Annotated in this window: 14 protein-coding genes; 9 read left to right on the top strand and 5 right to left on the bottom strand. The window is 51.5% G+C overall.

What is annotated here, in order from left to right:
• The first annotated feature begins 276 nt into the window (after positions 1 to 276).
• On the top strand, positions 277 to 636 hold the full coding sequence (locus tag DZK30_RS05565) for a response regulator (RefSeq protein ID WP_118973072.1): 360 nt from the start codon (positions 277 to 279) through the stop codon (positions 634 to 636).
• Positions 637 to 723: 87 nt separating this feature from the next.
• Positions 724 to 2088: an APC family permease gene (locus DZK30_RS05560; RefSeq protein ID WP_118973071.1), complete on the top strand. Its 1365-nt coding sequence runs from the start codon at positions 724 to 726 to the stop codon at positions 2086 to 2088.
• 5 nt (positions 2089 to 2093) lie between these two features.
• On the opposite strand, the gene DZK30_RS05555 is transcribed toward DZK30_RS05560, so the two are convergent.
• The 3 genes from DZK30_RS05555 to DZK30_RS25675 form a co-directional block, all read right to left on the bottom strand.
• Positions 2094 to 2789 (bottom strand): LytR/AlgR family response regulator transcription factor, encoded by a 696-nt coding sequence (locus tag DZK30_RS05555; RefSeq protein WP_118973070.1) that lies wholly within the window; start codon positions 2787 to 2789, stop codon positions 2094 to 2096.
• The gene (locus DZK30_RS05550; RefSeq protein ID WP_118973069.1) at positions 2786 to 3895 is read right to left on the bottom strand and encodes a sensor histidine kinase; all 1110 of its coding nucleotides are present in this window, start codon (positions 3893 to 3895) and stop codon (positions 2786 to 2788) included. Before DZK30_RS05550 ends, DZK30_RS05555 begins: the two co-directional genes overlap by 4 nt.
• A 430-nt stretch (positions 3896 to 4325) precedes the next feature.
• Positions 4326 to 4547, bottom strand: coding sequence for a class I lanthipeptide (locus DZK30_RS25675; RefSeq protein WP_162902867.1), 222 nt, complete (start codon positions 4545 to 4547; stop codon positions 4326 to 4328).
• 613 nt (positions 4548 to 5160) lie between these two features.
• On the opposite strand from DZK30_RS25675, the gene DZK30_RS05545 reads away from it, so the two are divergent.
• Entirely contained in the window at positions 5161 to 7428 is a 2268-nt protein-coding gene (locus DZK30_RS05545; protein ID WP_162902866.1) for a tetratricopeptide repeat-containing sensor histidine kinase, read from the top strand.
• Positions 7425 to 8150, top strand: a complete 726-nt coding sequence (locus DZK30_RS05540) for a LytR/AlgR family response regulator transcription factor (RefSeq protein ID WP_118973067.1) — start codon at positions 7425 to 7427, stop codon at positions 8148 to 8150. The genes DZK30_RS05545 and DZK30_RS05540 overlap by 4 nt, the downstream gene beginning before the upstream one ends.
• Before the next feature lie 3 nt (positions 8151 to 8153).
• On the opposite strand, the gene DZK30_RS05535 is transcribed toward DZK30_RS05540, so the two are convergent.
• Positions 8154 to 8729, bottom strand: coding sequence for a hypothetical protein (locus DZK30_RS05535; RefSeq protein ID WP_118973066.1), 576 nt, complete (start codon positions 8727 to 8729; stop codon positions 8154 to 8156).
• A 1-nt stretch (position 8730) separates the two neighbouring features.
• Positions 8731 to 9453: an MBL fold metallo-hydrolase gene (locus tag DZK30_RS05530; protein WP_118973065.1), complete on the bottom strand. Its 723-nt coding sequence runs from the start codon at positions 9451 to 9453 to the stop codon at positions 8731 to 8733.
• 156 nt (positions 9454 to 9609) lie between these two features.
• On the opposite strand from DZK30_RS05530, the gene DZK30_RS05525 reads away from it, so the two are divergent.
• The 5 genes from DZK30_RS05525 to DZK30_RS05505 all read left to right on the top strand — a co-directional run bounded on the left by DZK30_RS05525 (position 9610) and on the right by DZK30_RS05505 (position 20253).
• Positions 9610 to 10779, top strand: coding sequence for an AIR synthase-related protein (locus DZK30_RS05525; protein ID WP_118973064.1), 1170 nt, complete (start codon positions 9610 to 9612; stop codon positions 10777 to 10779).
• Between the two features lie 102 nt (positions 10780 to 10881).
• Entirely contained in the window at positions 10882 to 13374 is a 2493-nt protein-coding gene (locus DZK30_RS05520; RefSeq protein ID WP_118973406.1) for a bifunctional UDP-N-acetylmuramoyl-tripeptide:D-alanyl-D-alanine ligase/alanine racemase, read from the top strand.
• A gap of 274 nt (positions 13375 to 13648) precedes the next feature.
• A complete protein-coding gene (locus DZK30_RS05515; protein WP_118973063.1) occupies positions 13649 to 16165 on the top strand; it encodes a PKD domain-containing protein in 2517 nt (838 codons plus the stop codon).
• 260 nt (positions 16166 to 16425) lie between these two features.
• Entirely contained in the window at positions 16426 to 18522 is a 2097-nt protein-coding gene (locus DZK30_RS05510) for a gliding motility-associated C-terminal domain-containing protein (protein ID WP_118973062.1), read from the top strand.
• A 177-nt stretch (positions 18523 to 18699) separates the two neighbouring features.
• A complete protein-coding gene (locus tag DZK30_RS05505; protein ID WP_118973061.1) occupies positions 18700 to 20253 on the top strand; it encodes a T9SS type A sorting domain-containing protein in 1554 nt (517 codons plus the stop codon).
• The last annotated feature ends 30 nt before the right edge of the window (positions 20254 to 20283 follow it).

The raw sequence follows: 20283 nt of genomic DNA, 5'->3' as shown, positions 1-20283 counted from the left end.
CAAGAATGAGTCAGCCCCTATAAACCCTATCACCATGAAAACACAAATGTACGTACAATAATCTATTGATAACACTGGTGGGTCTATATTTTTGATTTTCTTTACAAAAATCAATGTTTTGCCACCCATTATGAGCCCACTTCTATTTTTACGGAACGTTTGCAGCTTTACCCGCGCCGGCGACATAAAGGGACGTCGCTTTTATGCCGGTAAATAACCGGGGTATTACCTTAAAAATGCCCAACAATCTCATCGCTTTTTTTGTATTTTACCATTATGAATTCTCCTAAGCAGATCATGGTAGCCGATGACGATTCCAGCATACTGGATATGGTCGGCAGCATGCTCGAATTTGCCGGCTATAGCGTGGTCCATAGCCCTACAGCCGCTATGGCGCTCACACCACAGCGACTCCCCGACCTGTTCCTTCTTGATGTATGGATTGCAGGCGCCGACGGCCGGGAGGTGTGCCGGCAGCTCAAGAAGCAGGAGCATACCCGCGACATACCGGTCATACTGTTTTCGGCCAGCCGTGGCATTGAAGATTCTGCCCGCAGGGCCGGCGCCGACGATTTCCTTTCCAAGCCTTTCCAGATGACCGATCTCCTTGAAAAAATAGGAGAGTTGATTGCCTGAGGTCAAAATGCCTGATAAGATTTTTCAATGAGATTTGTAAAAACTAAAGGCAATCTTTAGGCCCTGAACTGAACGCAACATACATACATGGCTGAACATGATCTGGAAAGGAGGCTGAGCCTTCGCCAGGCAACCGCGATCAATATGATCGATATGGTAGGCATAGGACCTTTTATCACCTTACCTATGGTGATCGGGATGATGAACGGCCCTTATTTTCTTTATGCATGGATCGCCGGAGCCATCTTGTCGTTCGTTGACGCTATGGTATGGAGTGAATTGGGCGCGGCTTTTCCAAAAGCCGGGGGCTCTTACAATTTCCTGAAAGAGGCCTACGGTCCTAAGGGCATGGGCCGCTTTATGAGCTTCCTGTTTGTATGGCAAACGATGATCCAGGCGCCATTGGTGATCGCCTCGGCGGCCATCGGATTTGCCACCTATCTTTCTTATCTGGTGCCTTTGCCCGGCTTGTGGTTTAAGGCTGCAAGCGGCGGTGTGGTCGTCCTTATCATCGTTTTGCTGTACCGCAGGATCGAGGCTATCGGCAAGATCAGTGTGCTGCTCTGGGGTGGCGTGCTGATCACTATGTTCTGGATTATCGGCGGCGGACTGGCGCACGGCCGTTTTCTGGAACCCATCAGGCACATCAACGATGGACTCAGCTTTAATTATGCTTTTATCGCCGCTATAGGCTATTCCAGCGTAAAGACCGTATACAGCTACCTGGGCTACTACAATGTATGCCACCTCGGCGGAGAGATCATCAACCCTTCCCGGAATATTCCCCGCAGTATGTTCCTGTCTATTGCCGGCATTGCCGTATTGTATCTGCTGATGAATATTAGTGTCACCAGTGTGATCCCCTGGCACCAGATCAGGGAGCATGACTTTGTGCTTAGCCTGTACATGCAGCAGTTGATGGGCAGCACTGCGGCAAAGGTGATCACCGTATTGATCCTATGGGTAGCCTTCGCGTCTGTATTTTCGGCCACACTCGGCTACAGCCGCATTCCTTACGCAGCCGCGGCCGACGGCGCCTTCTTCAAAGTATTTGCCCGGCTGCATCCCACACGTAAGTTTCCATATGTTTCTCTGCTGGTACTCGGGGGCGTAGCCTTTGTATTTAGCCTTCTGTTCAAACTGAAAGAGGTGATCAGTGCGATACTGGCCATGCGTATCCTCATCCAGTTTATCAGCCAGGCGATCGGTCTGCTGATATTGCGCCGGCGCCGCAAGGCTTCCGACTTTCCGTATAAGATGCCCCTCTTTCCGTTGCCTGTCGTGCTGGCCATTGTTATGTGGGGGGCGCTGTTCTTCGCTACAGGCGCCATGCTGATGCTGGCAGGCATAGGTGTTACCGCCTTAGGCGCTGCCGTATACCTCGTTCAGGCGCGCATGCGCAGGGAATGGCCCTTTCGCCGTGCCGGGGCGCGGCTACCGTCTGATCGATAAGCCGCTCAGATCACTTTGAGCAATTTTAGCAGCTCGGGCTTGTATACGCCGCCGATGGGCAGTTCTGCCTGCTCGATCCTGATCATGTTGCCGCTGATCTCGGTAATGTATTGCTTGTTGACCAGGTAAGATTTGTGTATCCTTACAAAGTGTCCGAAGACGCCCAGTTCCTCTTCCATATTGCTCATGGTGCCGTGCACAACCATTTTCCGGGCTGTGGTATGTAGGATAAGATAATTTTTAAGCCCTTCCACGTAGCGGATATCCTGTGCCCGTACACGTACCAGCTTCCCGTCGCATTTGACAAAAATATCCTGGGATGATGGGGCCGGGATTTTTTCAGCCGGCGCAGATCTTGTCATGCGCGCCTTATCTACGGCTTTCAGAAAGCGTTCGAAAGATACCGGTTTCAGCAAATAATCGACCACATTGAGCTCGTAGCCGTCCAGCGCATATTCCGTATAGGCTGTTGTGAGAATGATCTTGGGAGGATGTTTCAGTATTTTGACAAATTCGAGACCGTTGATCTCCGGCATTTGTATGTCCAGGAAAATGAGATCGATCTCTTCTTTGCTCAACAGGGCAAAGGCCTCCAGGGCATTGCTGCATTTGGCTACCAGCTGCAGGCCCTCGGTACGCGACAGGTAATGTTCGATCACATCCTGGGCCAGTATTTCGTCGTCGATGATAAGGCAGGTCATTCGGTACTTAGTTTTAAGGTGAGCTTCACTTGGAAGACGGTATTATCGTTGTCGATGGTAAGATGGTGTTTTCCCGGATACAGCAACTCCAGCCGTTTCTTCACATTTTCCAGCCCTATGCCGCCCGTCTTGTTGGTATGCATACCGGCGCTACGGGGCAGATAATTGTTGACGCATTGGAACTCCAGCAGCTGCCCCGGGGCTACCCTGATGCTGATACGGACAAAGGCATCGGCCATCCGGGAATCCAGACCATGCTTCACCGCGTTTTCCACAAACGCGATCAGTAGTGCCGGGGCTATCTTTCCGCTGCCCGTGTCGGCGCCGATATCCAGGCTAATGGCATCTTTACTGCTGATCCTTATTTGCTCGATCGCAATATAGTCGCGCAGCATCTGCAGCTCTTTGTCGAGCGGCACATAGTCCTGGCGCGATTCATAGAGCATATACCGCAGGATATCGGACAACTTCAGGATGACGCCCGGAGCCTCATCCGATTTTTTAAGCGAGAGCGAATAAATGCTGTTGAGCACATTGAACAGAAAGTGCGGATTGATCTGCGAGCGGAGCAGCATCAGCTCCGATTCAAGCTGCTTTTTTTCCAGCAGCTCATTGCGCCGGCGTTCTACGAAAAAGTATTGCATCAACCGCCCTATGGTGAACAGGATAAGGGTATCGCCCACCGCCCCCAGCAACACATTGACCAGGTACTGCCGGTAAGAGACCATATCGGAGCGCTGGGCAATATTGATCACGATATAGTCCAGCTTTCGGGTACCGGGGAAGGCAGCGATCAGCCATTCGCTGTACCAGCCAATGATGAGAGAAAACAATAAGGCATGTGCCAGTAAAACCAGGAGATACCAGCCGTATTTGCGCCGGATGAGCAGCCTGGGTATATAGATCATGGTATTGCCATAGATCATGGCCACCCATACCAGGTGCATCAGCACAATGTGCAGGACGTGGCCGTCGTGACGCGGCACCGAAGCGTTGCTATGATTATTATTCCAAACGGTATCGATAAAGAAGAACCACACATACAAGTTAAGCGCCAACCTATGCGTTAATAGTTTCAGTATGGTATTGCCGGTCTTTTTCAACATGGTATCGCCGGATTGGTCCGGCAGGCAAAAATGGTGATTCTGCCCGACATGCTTTTATCTTTTTAGACCAAGCACCTGTTTTTGCTGACCAAACCGGCAAGGCAGGCTATTAATCCTGGTGGCTGCAAGATGCTGCTACAAAAAAGGCGATGCCGTGTGACATCGCCCCCAATAAATGTGGTTCGTTGCGCCTAAGGCAGGTGTGGGCAAACGAAGGTACCTTGCCCGCCGCAACAGTAAACGGTCCAATAAGTGGGCCGTGGACAATTGCATTCCGACATACAGGAATACAGCGAGGGTTCCCGTGTAGGATAGCCCCCCGTCTTATGCAGATCTTTTAAAGGCGTTACGACAACCTTTTTCAGGCTAAGCCTTGTTCTTGGCGCATGCTTTTTCATACGGATGCTTATCTAAGTTAGAAAATCCCGGCTTAAGGCAGGGTGGGACAAGTCATTGTATTGATCGGACAGGGAGGACAACGCTGCTCAAAAGAGGGTCTGGGGCAGGTACCCGATACAGGGCACAGGCAACGGGAAATACAGGATACCCTTGTATCTAAATATTCACCACCGGCAACATGCTGTGGATGGGAGAGCTCCGTAATCCATTTCTTGTTCAGGGCAAGACGGCCATTGCTTTGTTTCTTTTTCATATTGGTTTTGTCTTTGGGTTGATTTGGTTAACGTAGCGTGGGGGCAAATAAAGGTGTTGTTGTGACCGGCTGTACAACGCAGGTCGATGCTATTTCTATTGATAACAACTGCCCTGAACAGACTTAAGGCGTCGTAAGGCTGCAATTGTCCAGAGAAAAAATATTGCAATTTGCCGGAATAAAGGAAGGCCGGGGAGGACAACTGTCGATACTATGTACCTGGCAACGATCTGTGGGGCAAATACAATCGGAAGCACAGGATCCTGCGCAGGATGCTATAAATGTAATTCCGCTCATTCCACCACCAAAAGTGCTTTGAGGATCAGAAAGCCCGGTGATTTTCTTTTTGTTTAGAAAGAGCTTGCCATTGTTTTGTTTCTTTTTCATAAAAAATGTTTTTGAGTTCTTGTTCTGATCTACGATACGGGATAAAGGGGCCACTGTTGCTATGGAGTATTGCATTGTAGCTTCGATCAAAAATAGGCCCGCCCCATCGCCTCCGGTAAGACCATGTGGCCGAAGGGTCATTTCGTGAGGATGAATGCTTGCACCGCGTGGACAAATGATCAATACCTTTATATTTGCAGCATTCTCTCTTTCCTATAACCGGTCTATGCGCGCTCGTTTTACCGTACTGCTTGCCCTGACGTGCCTTGCCGCCCTGGCGCAACAGCAGGACTATCCGGGGAAGCTGGACAAGGCTTTGGGGCCTACCGCCAAAATGGATGTTTACGTGGAATGGGCGCTCAGCCTGGAACCCGATTGGGATAGCGCTATTGTGATCGCCGGCGAGGCCCGGCAATATACACACCGGCAGAACGCAACCACCAGCGAGCTGGATGCTATGGCGCTTCTCTATGATTTCCATTACCGGAAAAATGATGCCGCGCAAGCAGACCGTATTTTCAACGAAGCGCTGCAGCTGGCCACAGACAAGCGATTGCCGGGATCGGTGCTCGACCTTTATTACTTTGCCGCCGGCGTGCATAGCCGTAAAAAGGATTTTGAAAAAGCCCGTGCCTGGTACAGGAAAGGCTATGCGCTGGCCCGGCAGCTGCAGCGAAAGGACTACCAGTTCCAGTATTTCAACGATATGGGATCGCTTTACAGTGAGGCGGGCGATCACCTTCAGGCAGAGCATTACTACAGCGACGCCGTCCATTATGCAAAAGGCCAGAAAGATACCTTCCGTACGCATGTGGGACTGAACAACCTGGCTATGGTCTACAAAGACAGGAATGACTATAAAAATGCGACAACCTATTACCTGGAGTCACTTCGCCTCAAAGAGTTGCAGCACGATGAGGCACACATGATCCCAACCCTTGGCAACCTGGTACACCTGTACCTCACCTGGAATAAGCCCGATCTGGCAGGTCGCTATGCCGGCAGGGCCATCGCGCTGGGCAGGAAGCTGAAGAGTAAGCCCGATCTGCTAATCGCGATCGCTGTCTATTGTGACTACCTGGAGGAGATCGGACATTACGGAGAGATCAAGCCCCTGGCGCTTGAAGGGATTGTGCTCAGCAAACAGATAAAGACGGTAGAAGGTACCACGATGTATACCGGAGCGCTGAGGAAGAGCCTGGGCGACGCCGCATTCTTTGGCGACAGAGATCACCTGACTGCCGGTAAATACTACGTGGCTGCGCTCAGTGACTGGGAAAAAGAAGGCTATACAAGGGGACAGGCCATTGCGTATAAAGCGCTAGCCCAGCTATCTCTGGCAGAAAAGCTACCGGAACCAGCCCTACGTTATCTTGATAGCAGCAAAGCGATCAATAACCGGCTGCAGGAGCTTGAGCTTGCCGGCTGGATCGAGAAGACCTATGTCGATGCTTACCGGCAAAAGGGTGATGCCGCCAGCGCACTGAAGCATTTCCGGCGTTATCATGCACTCAACGATTCCCTATACCGGCAGGAAATACACCGGCAGATCGCCGAGCTGGAGACCCGCTACGAGAGTAGCAGAAAGGAACAAACGATAGCGCGCATGACCCAGGAACGCCTGCTCGGGGCACAGGAGCTGAAACGCAGCCGGCAAAGGCAACTGCTGGCGCTTTCTGTTGCCGCCATCATCGCGCTGCTGCTCTTCATCAGCATCAGGGCCAACATCAGGGTTCGCCGGCAGCGGCAGTTGGTGGCCCTGCAAAATGCCGAGCTGCAGGAGCTGAACCAGGTCAAAACAAGGCTTTTTTCGATCATTTCGCACGACCTGCGTAGTCTCGTAGCACCTTTGCAGCAAGCCGGAAAGCTCATGCAATACCAAATGCAGAAAGAACGCTACGACAAGGTCACTGATACGGCTTTTGCACTCCAGGAAAACGCAACGCGCCTGTCCTACTTACTCGACAACCTGCTTTACTGGTCTACGACCCAGCTAAAGGGCTATACCTTGCAACCAGAACCTATAGATCCATCATTGGAGCTAAGGGAACTCCTTTCCGTATTTCAGGCCACAGCAGCCGTGAAGCAGATCCGGTTGATCGAAGCATTGCCGGCAGGCCTGACATTGGTAACCGACCGGGGCAGCTTTTTACTGATCTGCCGCAACCTTATCGCCAATGCGCTTAAGTTTACCCCAAAAGGTGGTGTAGTGACCATTTCGCTTCATGAGCAAGACCGGGAGCTGTTGTTTCGTGTCCGGGATACGGGCCCCGGCATGCCTGCCCGTATTGCCCCTGACCTGGATCTTATCGCTTCCGAAGAAAGCGCGGGGGAAAGCAGCCGTGAAAAGGGCATAGGCCTCGGCCTCGCGCTGGTGCGTCAATTCACAAAACTGAACCAGGGACGGATAATCATGACGAGCAGCCCGGAAAGCGGCACCACGGTCAACGTACACTTTCCGCTGCATCGGGCAACCATAACCCATAAGGAATGACAAATAAAGGGATTTATATCGTAGAAGATGAGCCGCTGCACCTGGATCACTTGCTGATGCTGCTGGAAGAGCTGGGTTACGGCATAGCGGGATCGCAACAAGAGCCATTCGCCGCTATGGCCGACATCGAGCGCCTGAAGCCTGGTGTAGTGCTGATGGATATTGACCTGCAGGGGCGCAACAATGGCATTATGCTGGCAAGTCAGCTACAACGCCTGCAGCCCGATACCCGGATCATTTTTACCACGGCACAGATCAACAACAAAGTGATCGAAGAAGCCCTCAGCGCCGTGGCGGCAAAATCGTACCTGGTCAAACCCATTGGTAAGGCCGCCCTGCAAGCCGCGTTGCTACTGGCGTTGACACCGGCGGCACCCGTAGCGGAGTTAAAAACGGAGCAGGATCATGTATTTGTGCGTACTGGTAGCAAACTCAGACGCATCGCGCTGGCCGATATTACTTACCTGGAAGCCGACGTCAAGAATTATGTCACGCTGCATACCATACAGCGGGAGAAAGCCTCGGTGCGGCTGTCGCTTACAGAGCTTATGACACGCATTCCCGCCGGTGGCGTATTGCAGATACACCGTACTTATGCCGTTAATTTCCGCTATGTGGAGACAATTAATGAAAAGGAGCAATGCCTTTTGGCCAATGGTGTGTGGCTACCTATAGGTAAAACGTTCAAAAAGCAGGTCTATGAGCGGCTCAATCTCCTGTAATCATTACAAATCCCTGAAGACAAGACTTTCCGTGTCACCGGTAAACGGTCCCAGGGCCCGGAGCTCCTTTTTATACTTATGGGTCCTTACCCAGTATGCGACCAGGCCAATGAGATAAGCCATATTGGCCAGATAGCTTATTATTGCAGCGCCGGGTATGATCCCGATAAGCGTCGCGGCCTTCGCAGCCGCCATAAACATTCCCGTCTGGAATGTGGGCCGGTGCTCAATGGGAATGGAACGGCTATCGTATTCTGCCTCGATAGAGTCGGCAATGCGGTAAACCATCCGGAACTGCCACAGGATCACAAAAGCCGCAATGCCATAGACGCAAAGCCAGTAAAGCCATTCCAGGGCGAATACCCCGTTGTACTGCAGCACGGGCAGTATCATGGTCAGCACCACATTTAGTAATCCCACCAGGAGCAGCCATACCTGCGCCGGTGGCATACGACGATTCGGCGCGCTTACCATTTTCAGCAGATCGCTGAGGTTTTTCAGGTAAAAGAAAAGCACAAGACTGCCTACAGCAGTAAAAAACAGGCTCGCTATAATGCGGCCCAGCAAATCGGCATCCATATTACAATCGGGCTACAGGTGTTGTTACATCGTGATAGAAAAGGAAGCGCCATCCTTCTGCAGCACCTTGTTCGGCCCATTGCTCGCGCAAATGCATGGCCTTTTTCCCATCATAATCGTATTTGGCCACATATTTCATTTTCATCTGCTTGTATTGCGGTGCTTCGTCGCCACCATAAAAAATGATCCCTTCTTCAGAAGGTATTTTGAATACAATATGCTGCGGACAATGTCCGTCGGTATGAATGTATTCGATATAGCCGTCGATGAGGCCGCTTTCGCCTTCAAGCCATTGTACGCGGTCGCTGTCGAGCAGTGGCAACAGGTCGTCGACATAATACGAAGGGAAACCCACCTGACGGGCATAAGCCATTTCTTCCCGGTACACATAAAAGGTAGCATTGGGAAAAAGGCCCAGGTCGAGCCCGCCTGCATGATCTTTATGCAGATGCGACAACAATACCTTAGTCACGTCATCGGGATGAATATGATGCTGCGCCAGGTTGCCGGGCAAATGCGCCTGTCCATCGGGATTGTTGAAGCCCAGCCCGGTATCGAGCAGGATCACGTCCCTGTCGTTAACAACGGCAAAAGGCTGCACTTCAACCAGCAACGACCCTACGGGCCGGTCGTTCAGCTCATCGCTATTTTCGTTGAATGGCTGGAATATCTTGTCATGTCCGATCGTGAACGTCCCTTCAGAAAGGGGAAAAATTTGTGTCATATATTAAACTTTAACCTGCAATATACCTTTGCTGCATTACCGGAACTGTTATGAAATGGGATCATCATTTTCTTCTATCGCATGGGCTGCGCACTACTGAAACGACCCCGATTTTCATAACTATATAGTACCTTTGCCCTCCAATATATTTTCTGCATGAATCCTCAAGACCGTTACGCCCTACGCGGGGTATCTGCCCAAAAAGAAGAAGTACATCAGGCGGTGGCAAAGTTAGACAAAGGACTGTTTCCAAAAGCCTTTTGCAAAATTTATCCTGACTATTGGGGCAATGACAATGACTATTGCAACATCATGCATGCCGATGGTGCAGGTACCAAGTCCATACTGGCGTATCTGTACTGGAAAGAAACAGGCGATATGAGCGTATGGAAGGGTATCGCGATCGATTCCATTGTGATGAATATTGACGATATGCTTTGCGTGGGCGCCACGGGCCCTTTCACCTACTCCTCAACGATAGGCCGCAACAAGCACCTGATCCCCGGAGAAGTGATCGGCGCCATCATTAACGGGTCTCAGGAATTTTTCGACACCTTGAAAACCTATGGCATCGAAGTAAACTTCATGGGCGGCGAAACAGCCGATGTAGGCGATGTGGTGCGTACCGTGATCGTGGACGGCACCATGGCCGCAAGGATGCCCCGGAAAAAGATCGTCACTACCGACAATATCCGTCCCGGCGATGTGATCGTTTCTTTTGCTTCGTACGGACAGGCGGTATACGAAACAGAATACAACAGTGGTATCGGCAGCAACGGGCTTACCAGCGCACGCCACGAGCTGCTACATCACGACTATGCAGCACGCTATCCCGAAAGCGTTGACCCTGCACTGCCCAAAGAAGTGGTGTACAACGGCAATTATAAAGTAACCGACACCACAGACACGCCCCTGGACGCAGGCAAGCTGATCCTGTCCCCTACCCGCACCTATGCCCCGCTGGTACTGAAGGTGCTGGAACATCATTTTGACCAGGTGCATGGTATTATCCATTGCAGCGGCGGCGGACAGACCAAGTGTCTGCACTATCTGCCACAGGGGCTGAAGGTGGTTAAGAACAACCTGCTACCCGCACCGCCCGTATTCCGGATGATACAGGAAGCCGCGGGCACCGACTGGAGAGAGATGTACCAGGTGTTCAATATGGGCCAACGGCTGGAGATATTCACCGATCCCGACACGGCAAAAGAGCTGGTAGCGCTGGCAGCCACGTTTGACATAGCAGCGCAGATCAGCGGCTATGTGGAAGCAGCAGAAAAGAACGGGTTGCTGATAGAAAGCGAATTTGGCACCTTTACTTATTGACCCCATAGACAATAGCTGCAGATCTACCCATCTTCAGCTATTGTTTTTATAAGCCATACCTGTTTGAATACCCCTATCACTATAAACCGAATCAATACAACAATGAACTTAGCAGAGATACAGAAGATCACCAAAGCAGAAGTCAAACCGGACATAGAAGACAGAACCATAAATGAGCTACTGATCGATAGCAGAAAGATCATTAACCCCACAAAGGCAATGTTCATTGCTATCAAAGGATCGCACCGCGACGGACATGGATTCATAGCCGATGCCTACAAAAAGGGCGTACGTACTTTCCTGGTAAGCCGCGACGCTGAAGACCTGTACCCCGATGCCGTTTTTCTTCAGGTGCAGGATACCCTTACTGCGCTCCATCAATTGGCTGCGGCACACCGCAACCAATTCCACTTCCCCGTTATCGGGATTACCGGCAGCAATGGCAAGACCATCGTCAAAGAATGGCTTTTCCAGTTATTGTCCGATAACTATAAGATCATTCGCAGCCCCAAGAGCTATAACTCGCAGATCGGTGTGCCCCTGTCGGTATGGCGTATGCAGGAACACCATACCCTGGGCATTTTCGAAGCGGGTATTTCGCAGCCCGGCGAAATGAGCCACTCTGAAAAAATATTGCATCCCGAGATCGGTATCTTTACCAATATCGGGGAGGCGCATAGCGAAGGCTTTCTCAACCTCAGGCAAAAGATCAACGAAAAGCTGGTCCTGTTCCGGCATTCAAAGGAGCTGATCTACTGCAAAGACCATCACGAGCTGAACGAATGTATTGTGCAATACTGTCACCAGGTGCGCAATTCGCCCGACGATCCCTTACAGCTGTTCACCTGGTCGCAAAAGTCGGAAGCAACCCTGCGGATCCTTCATATCGAAAAAGGAACCGGCAGCACCCAGATCACAGGCATATACAAGGAAAAGGAAATGTCGATCCGCATTCCGTTCATCGATGCGGCCTCCATCGAAAACGCCATCCACTGCTGGTGCACTTTGCTGCTGCTGGGCATCGGCGAAGACACAATCAGGGAAAGGATGGAAAAGCTGCATGCCGTGGCCATGCGCCTGGAATTGCTGCATGGTATGGACAACTGCACGATCATTAACGACACCTATAATTCGGATCTTACCTCGTTAAATATTGCTTTGGATTTCCTGGAACAGCAAAAGCAGCATCCCCGGCGCACAGTGATCTTGTCGGACATGCTCCAGATAGGCAAACCCGACGGCGACTTGTATACCGAAGTGGCCGAACTGGTAAGCCAACGGAATATCTACCGCATCATCTGCATCGGCCCGGCACTGACCAAGCATAAGGCCGTGTTCCGTAAGTATAAAAAACTGCGTAGTATTTTCTTCAAGTCAACCGAAGACCTGTTGAAGAAGCTGCATATGATCACGTTCGAGAATGAGGCTATCCTGCTGAAAGGCGCAAGGGCCTTCCGGTTTGAAAAAATAGAAAAGCTGCTCGAGCAAAAGATCCACAAAACGGTACTGGAGATCAATCTTTCGGCCATACAGCACAACCTGAATATCTATCGGAGCCTGCTGCCGCCCAATGTAAAAACAATGGCTATGGTGAAGGCCTATTCCTATGGCAGCGGCAGCTACGAGATCGCCAACCTGCTGCAGTTTGCGGGCGTAGACTATCTTACGGTAGCTTATGTGGACGAAGGCGTCGCTTTGCGGAAAGCGGGGATTACTGCCCCCATCATGGTGATGAGCCCGGAAGCCGGCGCCTTTGACCGGATGATCTCCTGGAAGCTGGAACCCGAGATATTCAGCATTGAGTCCCTGCATCAGTTTACCGGGATCGCCCATACACTCAATACACACCACTATCCGGTACACATCAAGCTCGACACAGGCATGCACCGGCTGGGATTCATGCCTCATGAGCTCGATGCCCTTATTGAGGAGCTGAAGGTAAACGACACCACCAAGGTGGTGAGCATCTTCAGCCATCTTGCCGGCAGCGACACGGCCGACTTCGATGGCTTCACCCAGGAACAGGCCACAGCCTTTACCCAAATGAGTAACCGGCTGATAGCCGCATTGCCCGGCAAGCCCTTGCTGCACCTCTGCAACTCCACCGGCATTACCAGGCATCCGGAGCTTTACTTCGACATGGTGCGCCTGGGCGTAGGCATGTACGGCTATGACGGCAGCGGCAAGATCCAGTCCCAGCTACGGCATATAGGTACCTTAAAAACAACCATCGCCCAGATCAAAGAACTGCCGGCCGGCGAAACGGTTGGCTACAGCCGCAAAGGACAGCTGACCAGGGACAGCAGGATCGCCACGGTGAGCATCGGCTATGCCGACGGCTACTTCCGCGACTTTGGCAACGGCCAGGCCTATATGCTGCTGCATGGCAAGCAGGCGCCGGTGTTGGGCGCTGTATGCATGGATATGTGTATGCTGGACATTACCGATATTGAGCAAGCCAAAGTAGGCGACGAGATCATCGTCTTCGGAGATGAGCTGCCGATAAGCCTCCTGGCCTCCTGGGCCAAAACTATTCCTTACGAGATCATGACCAGCATCTCGCAACGGGTAAATCGCATTTATGTGAACGAATAAAATGACCGGAACCTATATTTCCAGGCGGCTGTCCCAAACGGACAGCCGTTTTTCTATCGGTGATGATTCACCAACCTGAGCTGGTCTCAACGATATCTTTCCGCCCCCTGCCGGCTACCCACATATTAATGTTTTTTTTCTTCAAAACATTACAAACTTCTTGTTATATTTATCCTGTCTGCTAACGGGATGCCGGTTTTCCTACAGGACTCCGGTGCCCGTTCGGTAAGCATTCCATGCCCGGGCATTGTATATCCACCAAACATCTGAATTTATGATCTTACGTTTACGCGTCCTTATTCCATCTTTATTGACCCTGTGTTTTCTGTTGCTTATCCCGCAATTACTGCAGGCTCAGCTTCCGGATTGCTCACCCACAGGTCATACCGTTTATGTACATACCAATAATATCGAGAACTGGGATATTACGGCCCCGCTGGTAACCGGTACCAATCCATCAACCAATACCATCGCCATGCCGCCCGGCGCCGTTGGTTTGGCGGTGGCCAACAACCTGAATGACCCTACCGGCCCCTCTCCCACTTTTTATACTACCGCTGGTGGTAATTTTTACTACTATAATGGTACCGGTTGGATAAACACCGGCCATACAGCCAGCACAGTGAATATTGGCGGAGGCGGCAATTTCGTCTACGGCCTTGAAGGGGGCACCGGAACCGTATATAAATACGACGGTACCGGCAATGCTACCATGCTGCTGGTTGTTCCCGGCTTTGCCGCGGGCGGTGGCGGCGGACCCTTCGATATTGTTGCCGATTGTGCGGGTAATTTCTATGTGCTCCGTACCCTGGCGCCGGCCTGGTTGCGCAAGTACAGCCCTGCCGGCACCCTGTTGCAGGAATGGGAAGTTACCGGCGCCGTCAGCACCGGTTCCGGCGGTGGATTCGCTATTGTAGGCAATATGATGTATCACCACAATGCAGGTCTGCAGCAAGGCGTGATCGGCGCAACCACAGTCGTCTGCACACCGGTTACAGGACCATTTCCCAGTCCCGGCGATTTCGCCTCCTGCCCTGTAGGTGGCGCAGGCACAGCCTCGACCAACGATACAGTGTTCAATTGCATTCCCGGCACCGCAAAATCGATCACGGCTTCGGGCACTGCTCCCTTTACGCATACCATTATCAGCGGTACAGGTACTATTACCGGTACGGGACCCAGCTTTGGCGTGACCTGCGATCAGCCGGTTACCATAGCACTTACCTCGACCAGCAATTCGACCTGCTCGCCGATAGCTTACGATACCATCATGGTAGTGCCCGCACCATCAGTAAACGCAGGGCCTGATGATACTTTATACGGTTGCGCGCGCTATACCGGCACACTTCACGGTACGCTAAGCGGCAGTACTTCCTGGGTCAATTATACTTATGGCTGGACACCTTCGGGCCTCATCACCTCAGGCGCCAATACGCCCAACCCCGTAATTGCTCCGGTTGCCGATACGATCTACAAGCTTACGGTCACGACTGGCCCCGACCAGGGCGGATGCAGCATTTCCGATTCATTAAGAATAAAAGTGGTTGATGAATCTATATTGCCCGACTATCAGTTCAGCATTAATCTGGGCTGTACCGAGGATACCGTACATTTCACCAACCAATCGATAAGAGGTACCAAAAGCTTCTGGTACTTTGGCGACGGCAGCACCGATACCTTAACCCATCCGCAACATATCTATACCAGCCAAGACAACTATCAGGTAAAGCTGATATCGAGCAACTATCTCTGTAAGGACAGCGTGATCAAGATCGTCGATACCCGGCATCCGCTCGCAGCAGCCTTTACCACCGACAGGGATACCTTATGCCTGGGTACTTCGATCAACTACACCAACAATTCGACCGTAAGCCTGCAGCCCGCCAGCTATTTCTGGGATTTCGGCGATGGCACCAGCGAAACGTTCAGCAACCCTTCGCATGTCTATACCGTTCCCGGCACTTACAGGATCATGCTGGCCATACACGACAGACTGCCTTGCTACGATACCGCATATCATACCGTTGTGGTAGATAGCACGCCGCAAGTAAGCTTGCTGCTCGACAACCACGATATTTGTACCGGGCAGACTGCTACTATCACGGCCAGCTATACCCATTCGGGCAATATCGGCCTCGATTGGTCGTTCGGCGATGGTAACCTGGCCACGGATATCAACCCTGCCAGCCATGCTTACGAGCTGCCCGGCACTTACTTTATCCACCTGAAGGCGCGGTATCGTGTATGCGAAGAAAAGGATGCCCAGGATTCGGTAAATGTGCATGCCCTACCGCTCGTCAACCTCGGTCCCGACACAACCTTATGCCTGGATGCAGCGCCTTTCTTCCTGAGCAACCTGGCTACGGCAGGCACCGGCGACCGCTACCGCTGGAATACAGGCGACACCACGGGCGTGCTGCGCATTGCACACGATGGCACCTACAGCCTGACAGTGACCACCGTTTACGATTGTAATGCTACAGATGCTGTTGTGGTTAAAAAAGATTGCTATATCGACGTGCCCAACTCGTTCACGCCGAATGGGGATGGCGTCAACGACTACTTCTTCCCACGCCAGCTGCTGAGCAGGAGCGTAGGCGCCTTTACGATGAAAGTATTCAACCGCTGGGGACAGATCGTATATGAAACCAGCAACCGTAACGGAAGAGGCTGGGATGGCCGCTTCAACGATAAAGAGCAGCCGTCAGGCGTCTACCTTTACCAGATCAATGTGATACTGGAAAATGGCCGCACCGAACAATTTACCGGCAATGTGACCTTGTTGCGCTAGCACTAATAATTGCCGTTCAAAAACCTGTCCCGTTTCCGGGACAGGTTTTTTTATCTCCGGATTACTTAAAAAAAAGCGGACGCCGCATAAGGGTATTCCTCCCCGGACAGTATCTCATAGGCACACAATAATACCACCCTGAACCCAAGTTGACCGGTCTTCACCATCGCCGGAACATATATGATGCGCAAATAAACTGATTTGCTCAATAAGCACAGGCCCCGCAATGCGCCTGCTGCTAATAAATCATATATGCTTTTATGAACAAAAGAACCCTCGTATCCTATCTCCCCGCAATTTTTATTGCTGTTATTCTTTGCAATGCAAAAGCGGCTCACAGTCAGCAGATCACTTGCGACAGCCAGCTTCTTTATATCGCCACAATGCAGCCTTTCAGCGGCAACTCTCTTTTCGCCTTCAATCCTGCAGCGCCGCTATCGGCTGCAAATCCCTACCCCATCCATATCCCTGTACCGGGCTCTTTGGCGGTAAGTCCCAACCTCAATAATCCGTTGGCCCCTTCTCCCACTTTTTATACGGCATCGGGCGCAGGCTTGCTTTATGGAGAAATATCCTATTGGGATGGCAGCGCCTGGGTGGGTACGGGGCATACGGCCGGACCAGGTCCCGGTTTTGGCCTTGGGGCCGGTGGTGGCTTTATTTACAGCATCAGCAACGACGGCGATGTATACCGGTACAACGGTACCGGGAACGCGGTGTTTGTGGTATCGGTACTCAATTGGCTCGACGGAAGCGTTACCGGTACCCTAGATATCAGCGCAGATTGCGCCGGCAATTTTTATGTATTGAAGCCGTACCCGGCGCAGGATGCATGGCTACGTAAGTATAGCCCGGCCGGCACATTGCTGCAGCAGTGGGACATTACCGGCCTGCCCTTGCCTGCCGGCTTCGGTGGCAACAATTCATTTGCTATCGTAGGCGATAGCCTTTATTTTGATGTACCCGGACTATTGACCTATTCGGGATATATAGGCGCCGGCACCGTAGCCGTAACCCCCATCGTTTCCCCTCTGTTCCCCACCTGGACAGGCGATTTTGCCAGCTGCAGCGGGATCGGTGGTGTCGATGCCCACAAAAGTCACCTGCTGTTCCGTTGCGATCCGGCAGCTGGTATGCTACTTACCTCCAGCGGCAATGCTCCTTTTCAGCATACTGTGCTTAGCGGCAGTGTGACGATATCAGGTACCGGCCCTGCTTTTACGGCCAATGGCGGCGGGGATGCGGTAATCGTCATTACATCGGCAGGCGATCCGGCCTGTACACCCGTCATTACAGATACCTTCAGAATCGTAGCGCCACCGGCAGTCGATGCGGGTCCCGATCAAATGGTAACCGGATGTATCCCTTATCCGGGCAACCTTCAGGGCATCGTTAGCAATATGTCTTCAGCTGCAGCGCCCAACTATAGCTGGGCACCGGCAGGGCTCATTGTTTCAGGAGGCAATACGCTTTCGCCCACATTCAGCATACCAGGCGATACGACCTTCCGACTTACTGTTACCTTGCCTAATCCCGGACAAAACGATTGCGTGCTTACCGATTCTGTAAGGATCAGGACACAGCAAAAAACATTTGAGCTTGCATTGAACACTTCCGGCCTCGATCTTTGTCCCGGGCAATCCGGTGAGCTTCGCGTCGTTCCCGCGGTAGCTGGCACCGATTACCAATGGTACCGGAACGACGCTCCCATACCCGCCGCTACCGGCGCCGGGCTTATGGTGGATCTTCCGGGTGACTACTGGCTGTATGCCCGGAACAGCGAACAATGCATCGATTCGTCAGATGTGGTCACCGCCACCCTGCACAATAATCCCGAAGCAGCTATCAGCTGGCGGCGAGGCCCCATATGCACCGGCGATACTGTATCCCTGACCGCAACCGGCGGACAGGAATACACCTATCATTGGGAACCGGAACATGTCTTCGCCCTTTCCGGCGCCAACCAGTCCGGGGTCACAGGTCTTTTCGATCAAAAAACCACCCGGGTTGTGCTCACCACGCTGAATGCTTACGGCTGCATGGGAAAGGACAGCTTAATACTACTTACAGAACCCTGCTGTACTATCTTTATCCCTAACGCCTTTTCCCCTAACCATGACAGCCGTAATGATTACTTCAGGCCCGAGCTAAAGCCCGGCCAAACATTGACCCAATTCCGGATCTTTGACCGCTGGGGCAACCAGGTCTATAACAATACCAACTTACCCAAGGGATGGGATGGCAGCTATACAGACGGAGAGCCCGCAGCTACGGGTACCTACATGTACTATATTCAATACACTTGCAGCGACAACAAAATATATACGCAAAAGGAAGCGCTTTCATTGATCCGGTAATTCTTAATTGACGGCAACCTCACCTTAAGGCGGTATTGAGAGCCGGGATAAAAACATTGGGTAGCAAACGAAGGGAAGTATCTACCCCCCTTTTTGCTACTTTATTTTTGTTCTGAAAATATATTTTTTTTAAGAATTATTATTTAAATAAATTCGCTTTAAATAAAACCAATTATCATGCTGAATCAATACCAGAACTTTTTCCGGAAGCTGCTCTTGTGCAGCGCAACCATCCTTGCCCTAACGCCCCGACTGCTACAGGCACAGACCACGATCGTCACACCTTCCAATCCCGACCAGTTCCTGAGCGCTACGGCCAACATTAATCTGCCCAGCGTTAACTGCGACATGTTGTTCATCGATAAATTCCCGGCGCCATCAGGAAATATCAAAGCCTTTGCCTGGAACAGCCCTACGGGTGCGAGGATAAGCGCTATCGACTTTGCCGGCAATGCAATCAATATACCCGCGATCACCAATGCTTCATTTGCCGACATTGTTATTGCCGATGATATTACCCTGACGCACGATTGTATCATTGCTGTTGTTTTTTTGCGGAACACCAGTGTGTATCTCAACACTTATTATGTAGATGGTGTCGGTAGCGCCATGACCTATACACCTGCAGCTTCGGTGCAGCTATCCACCACGCCGACATTGGACCAGTCGCCGCACATAGATATGTTTGCCGATATCGCACAGGGTATTCCTATCATGCATCGCTGCGTTGTATCCTGGAGCCAGGCAGGAGGTTTAGGCAGTGTTGTTTATGCCGCCTATGGCGAAATCGCTAATCCGGCAGGCTTATCCGGCCCTTATCTGATAAGCTCGGGAACCAACAATACTTTATCCGACGTAGCTGCCTCCTACAGCATTGCTGCCGGTGTAGACATGGCCTATCTCGTTATCGGCAATCTCGGCAACAATACGCTTGACTTTGCCTCCCTGAATTGCGCTTCAGGAACAGTAAGCGGCTTTTCTTTAGCCACAGGCACGTTTCATTTCCCCCGCATTGAAGCCATGGCAGTAGATTACTCCCCTTTCAATCCCAATATTCCCTGGACTGTTGTCGCCGCAAAAATAAATGGTACGGTAAAACAAACCTGGATGTTCAACAATTCCGGCAGCTATAATTGCTCCGCTCCTTTCAGCTCATCGGAGAACTTTTTAACGGCGATCGCTGCGGGTGTAGGGAATATCGGCACAGGCTTCAACAATAAAAATTATTCCATTGGCTGGAATCTGGTTAACAACAATATATTTGTAACGCAGCCGGTCGATTTTGCCACCGGCGCCATTACCGTACCCTCGACCTTTTACCAGGTCAACAGCAACCCGATCACGCCCTTTCTTCCCGGGAAAGTACCTTTTGCTATGAGCAGCAGCAGTAATCGCGGCAATGCCCTCCTCACCGCATGGTTCGACAACGTAGGCAATCTCTGGTACAAAGAGACGCCCGACATTACCGGCTATAAGCCCACGGAAATTGAAGGAGCCCGGCGCTTAACGGGTTGCACGCTCTATCCTAATCCGGCGCACGACGTACTTCATGTAACGGGTATCGGTGATGGCGGGTATACCATTACCAATATCGCCGGGCAAATTTTAAGTTCCGGCCCTGTCAGCAGGTCATCGTCCCAGCTGAATATCGCCTTCTTGCCTGATGGCATTTATAACCTAACGCTTAAGGAGGGACAAAAAATGCAATGCTTGAAATTTGTAAAAAAATAATAATGATACAGCCGGCATCAGCCGGCTGTA

Origin of the sequence: Taibaiella koreensis, assembly GCF_003545715.1 — a bacterium.
GTDB lineage: Bacteria > Bacteroidota > Bacteroidia > Chitinophagales > Chitinophagaceae > Taibaiella > Taibaiella koreensis.
Note: the sequence above shows the minus strand (reverse complement) of the source record. Positions and strands in the feature narration are given on the sequence as shown.

Excerpts from the sequence above, each read along its gene's own strand:
- DZK30_RS05565 (WP_118973072.1), top strand. The coding sequence starts at position 277 with ATGAATTCTCCTAAGCAGATCATGGTAGCCGATGACGATTCCAGCATA.
- DZK30_RS05560 (WP_118973071.1), top strand. The coding sequence starts at position 724 with ATGGCTGAACATGATCTGGAAAGGAGGCTGAGCCTTCGCCAGGCAACC.
- DZK30_RS05555 (WP_118973070.1), bottom strand. The coding sequence starts at position 2,789 with ATGACCTGCCTTATCATCGACGACGAAATACTGGCCCAGGATGTGATC.
- DZK30_RS05550 (WP_118973069.1), bottom strand. The coding sequence starts at position 3,895 with ATGTTGAAAAAGACCGGCAATACCATACTGAAACTATTAACGCATAGG.
- DZK30_RS25675 (WP_162902867.1), bottom strand. The coding sequence starts at position 4,547 with ATGAAAAAGAAACAAAGCAATGGCCGTCTTGCCCTGAACAAGAAATGG.
- DZK30_RS05545 (WP_162902866.1), top strand. The coding sequence starts at position 5,161 with ATGCGCGCTCGTTTTACCGTACTGCTTGCCCTGACGTGCCTTGCCGCC.
- DZK30_RS05540 (WP_118973067.1), top strand. The coding sequence starts at position 7,425 with ATGACAAATAAAGGGATTTATATCGTAGAAGATGAGCCGCTGCACCTG.
- DZK30_RS05535 (WP_118973066.1), bottom strand. The coding sequence starts at position 8,729 with ATGGATGCCGATTTGCTGGGCCGCATTATAGCGAGCCTGTTTTTTACT.
- DZK30_RS05530 (WP_118973065.1), bottom strand. The coding sequence starts at position 9,453 with ATGACACAAATTTTTCCCCTTTCTGAAGGGACGTTCACGATCGGACAT.
- DZK30_RS05525 (WP_118973064.1), top strand. The coding sequence starts at position 9,610 with ATGAATCCTCAAGACCGTTACGCCCTACGCGGGGTATCTGCCCAAAAA.
- DZK30_RS05520 (WP_118973406.1), top strand. The coding sequence starts at position 10,882 with ATGAACTTAGCAGAGATACAGAAGATCACCAAAGCAGAAGTCAAACCG.
- DZK30_RS05515 (WP_118973063.1), top strand. The coding sequence starts at position 13,649 with ATGATCTTACGTTTACGCGTCCTTATTCCATCTTTATTGACCCTGTGT.
- DZK30_RS05510 (WP_118973062.1), top strand. The coding sequence starts at position 16,426 with ATGAACAAAAGAACCCTCGTATCCTATCTCCCCGCAATTTTTATTGCT.
- DZK30_RS05505 (WP_118973061.1), top strand. The coding sequence starts at position 18,700 with ATGCTGAATCAATACCAGAACTTTTTCCGGAAGCTGCTCTTGTGCAGC.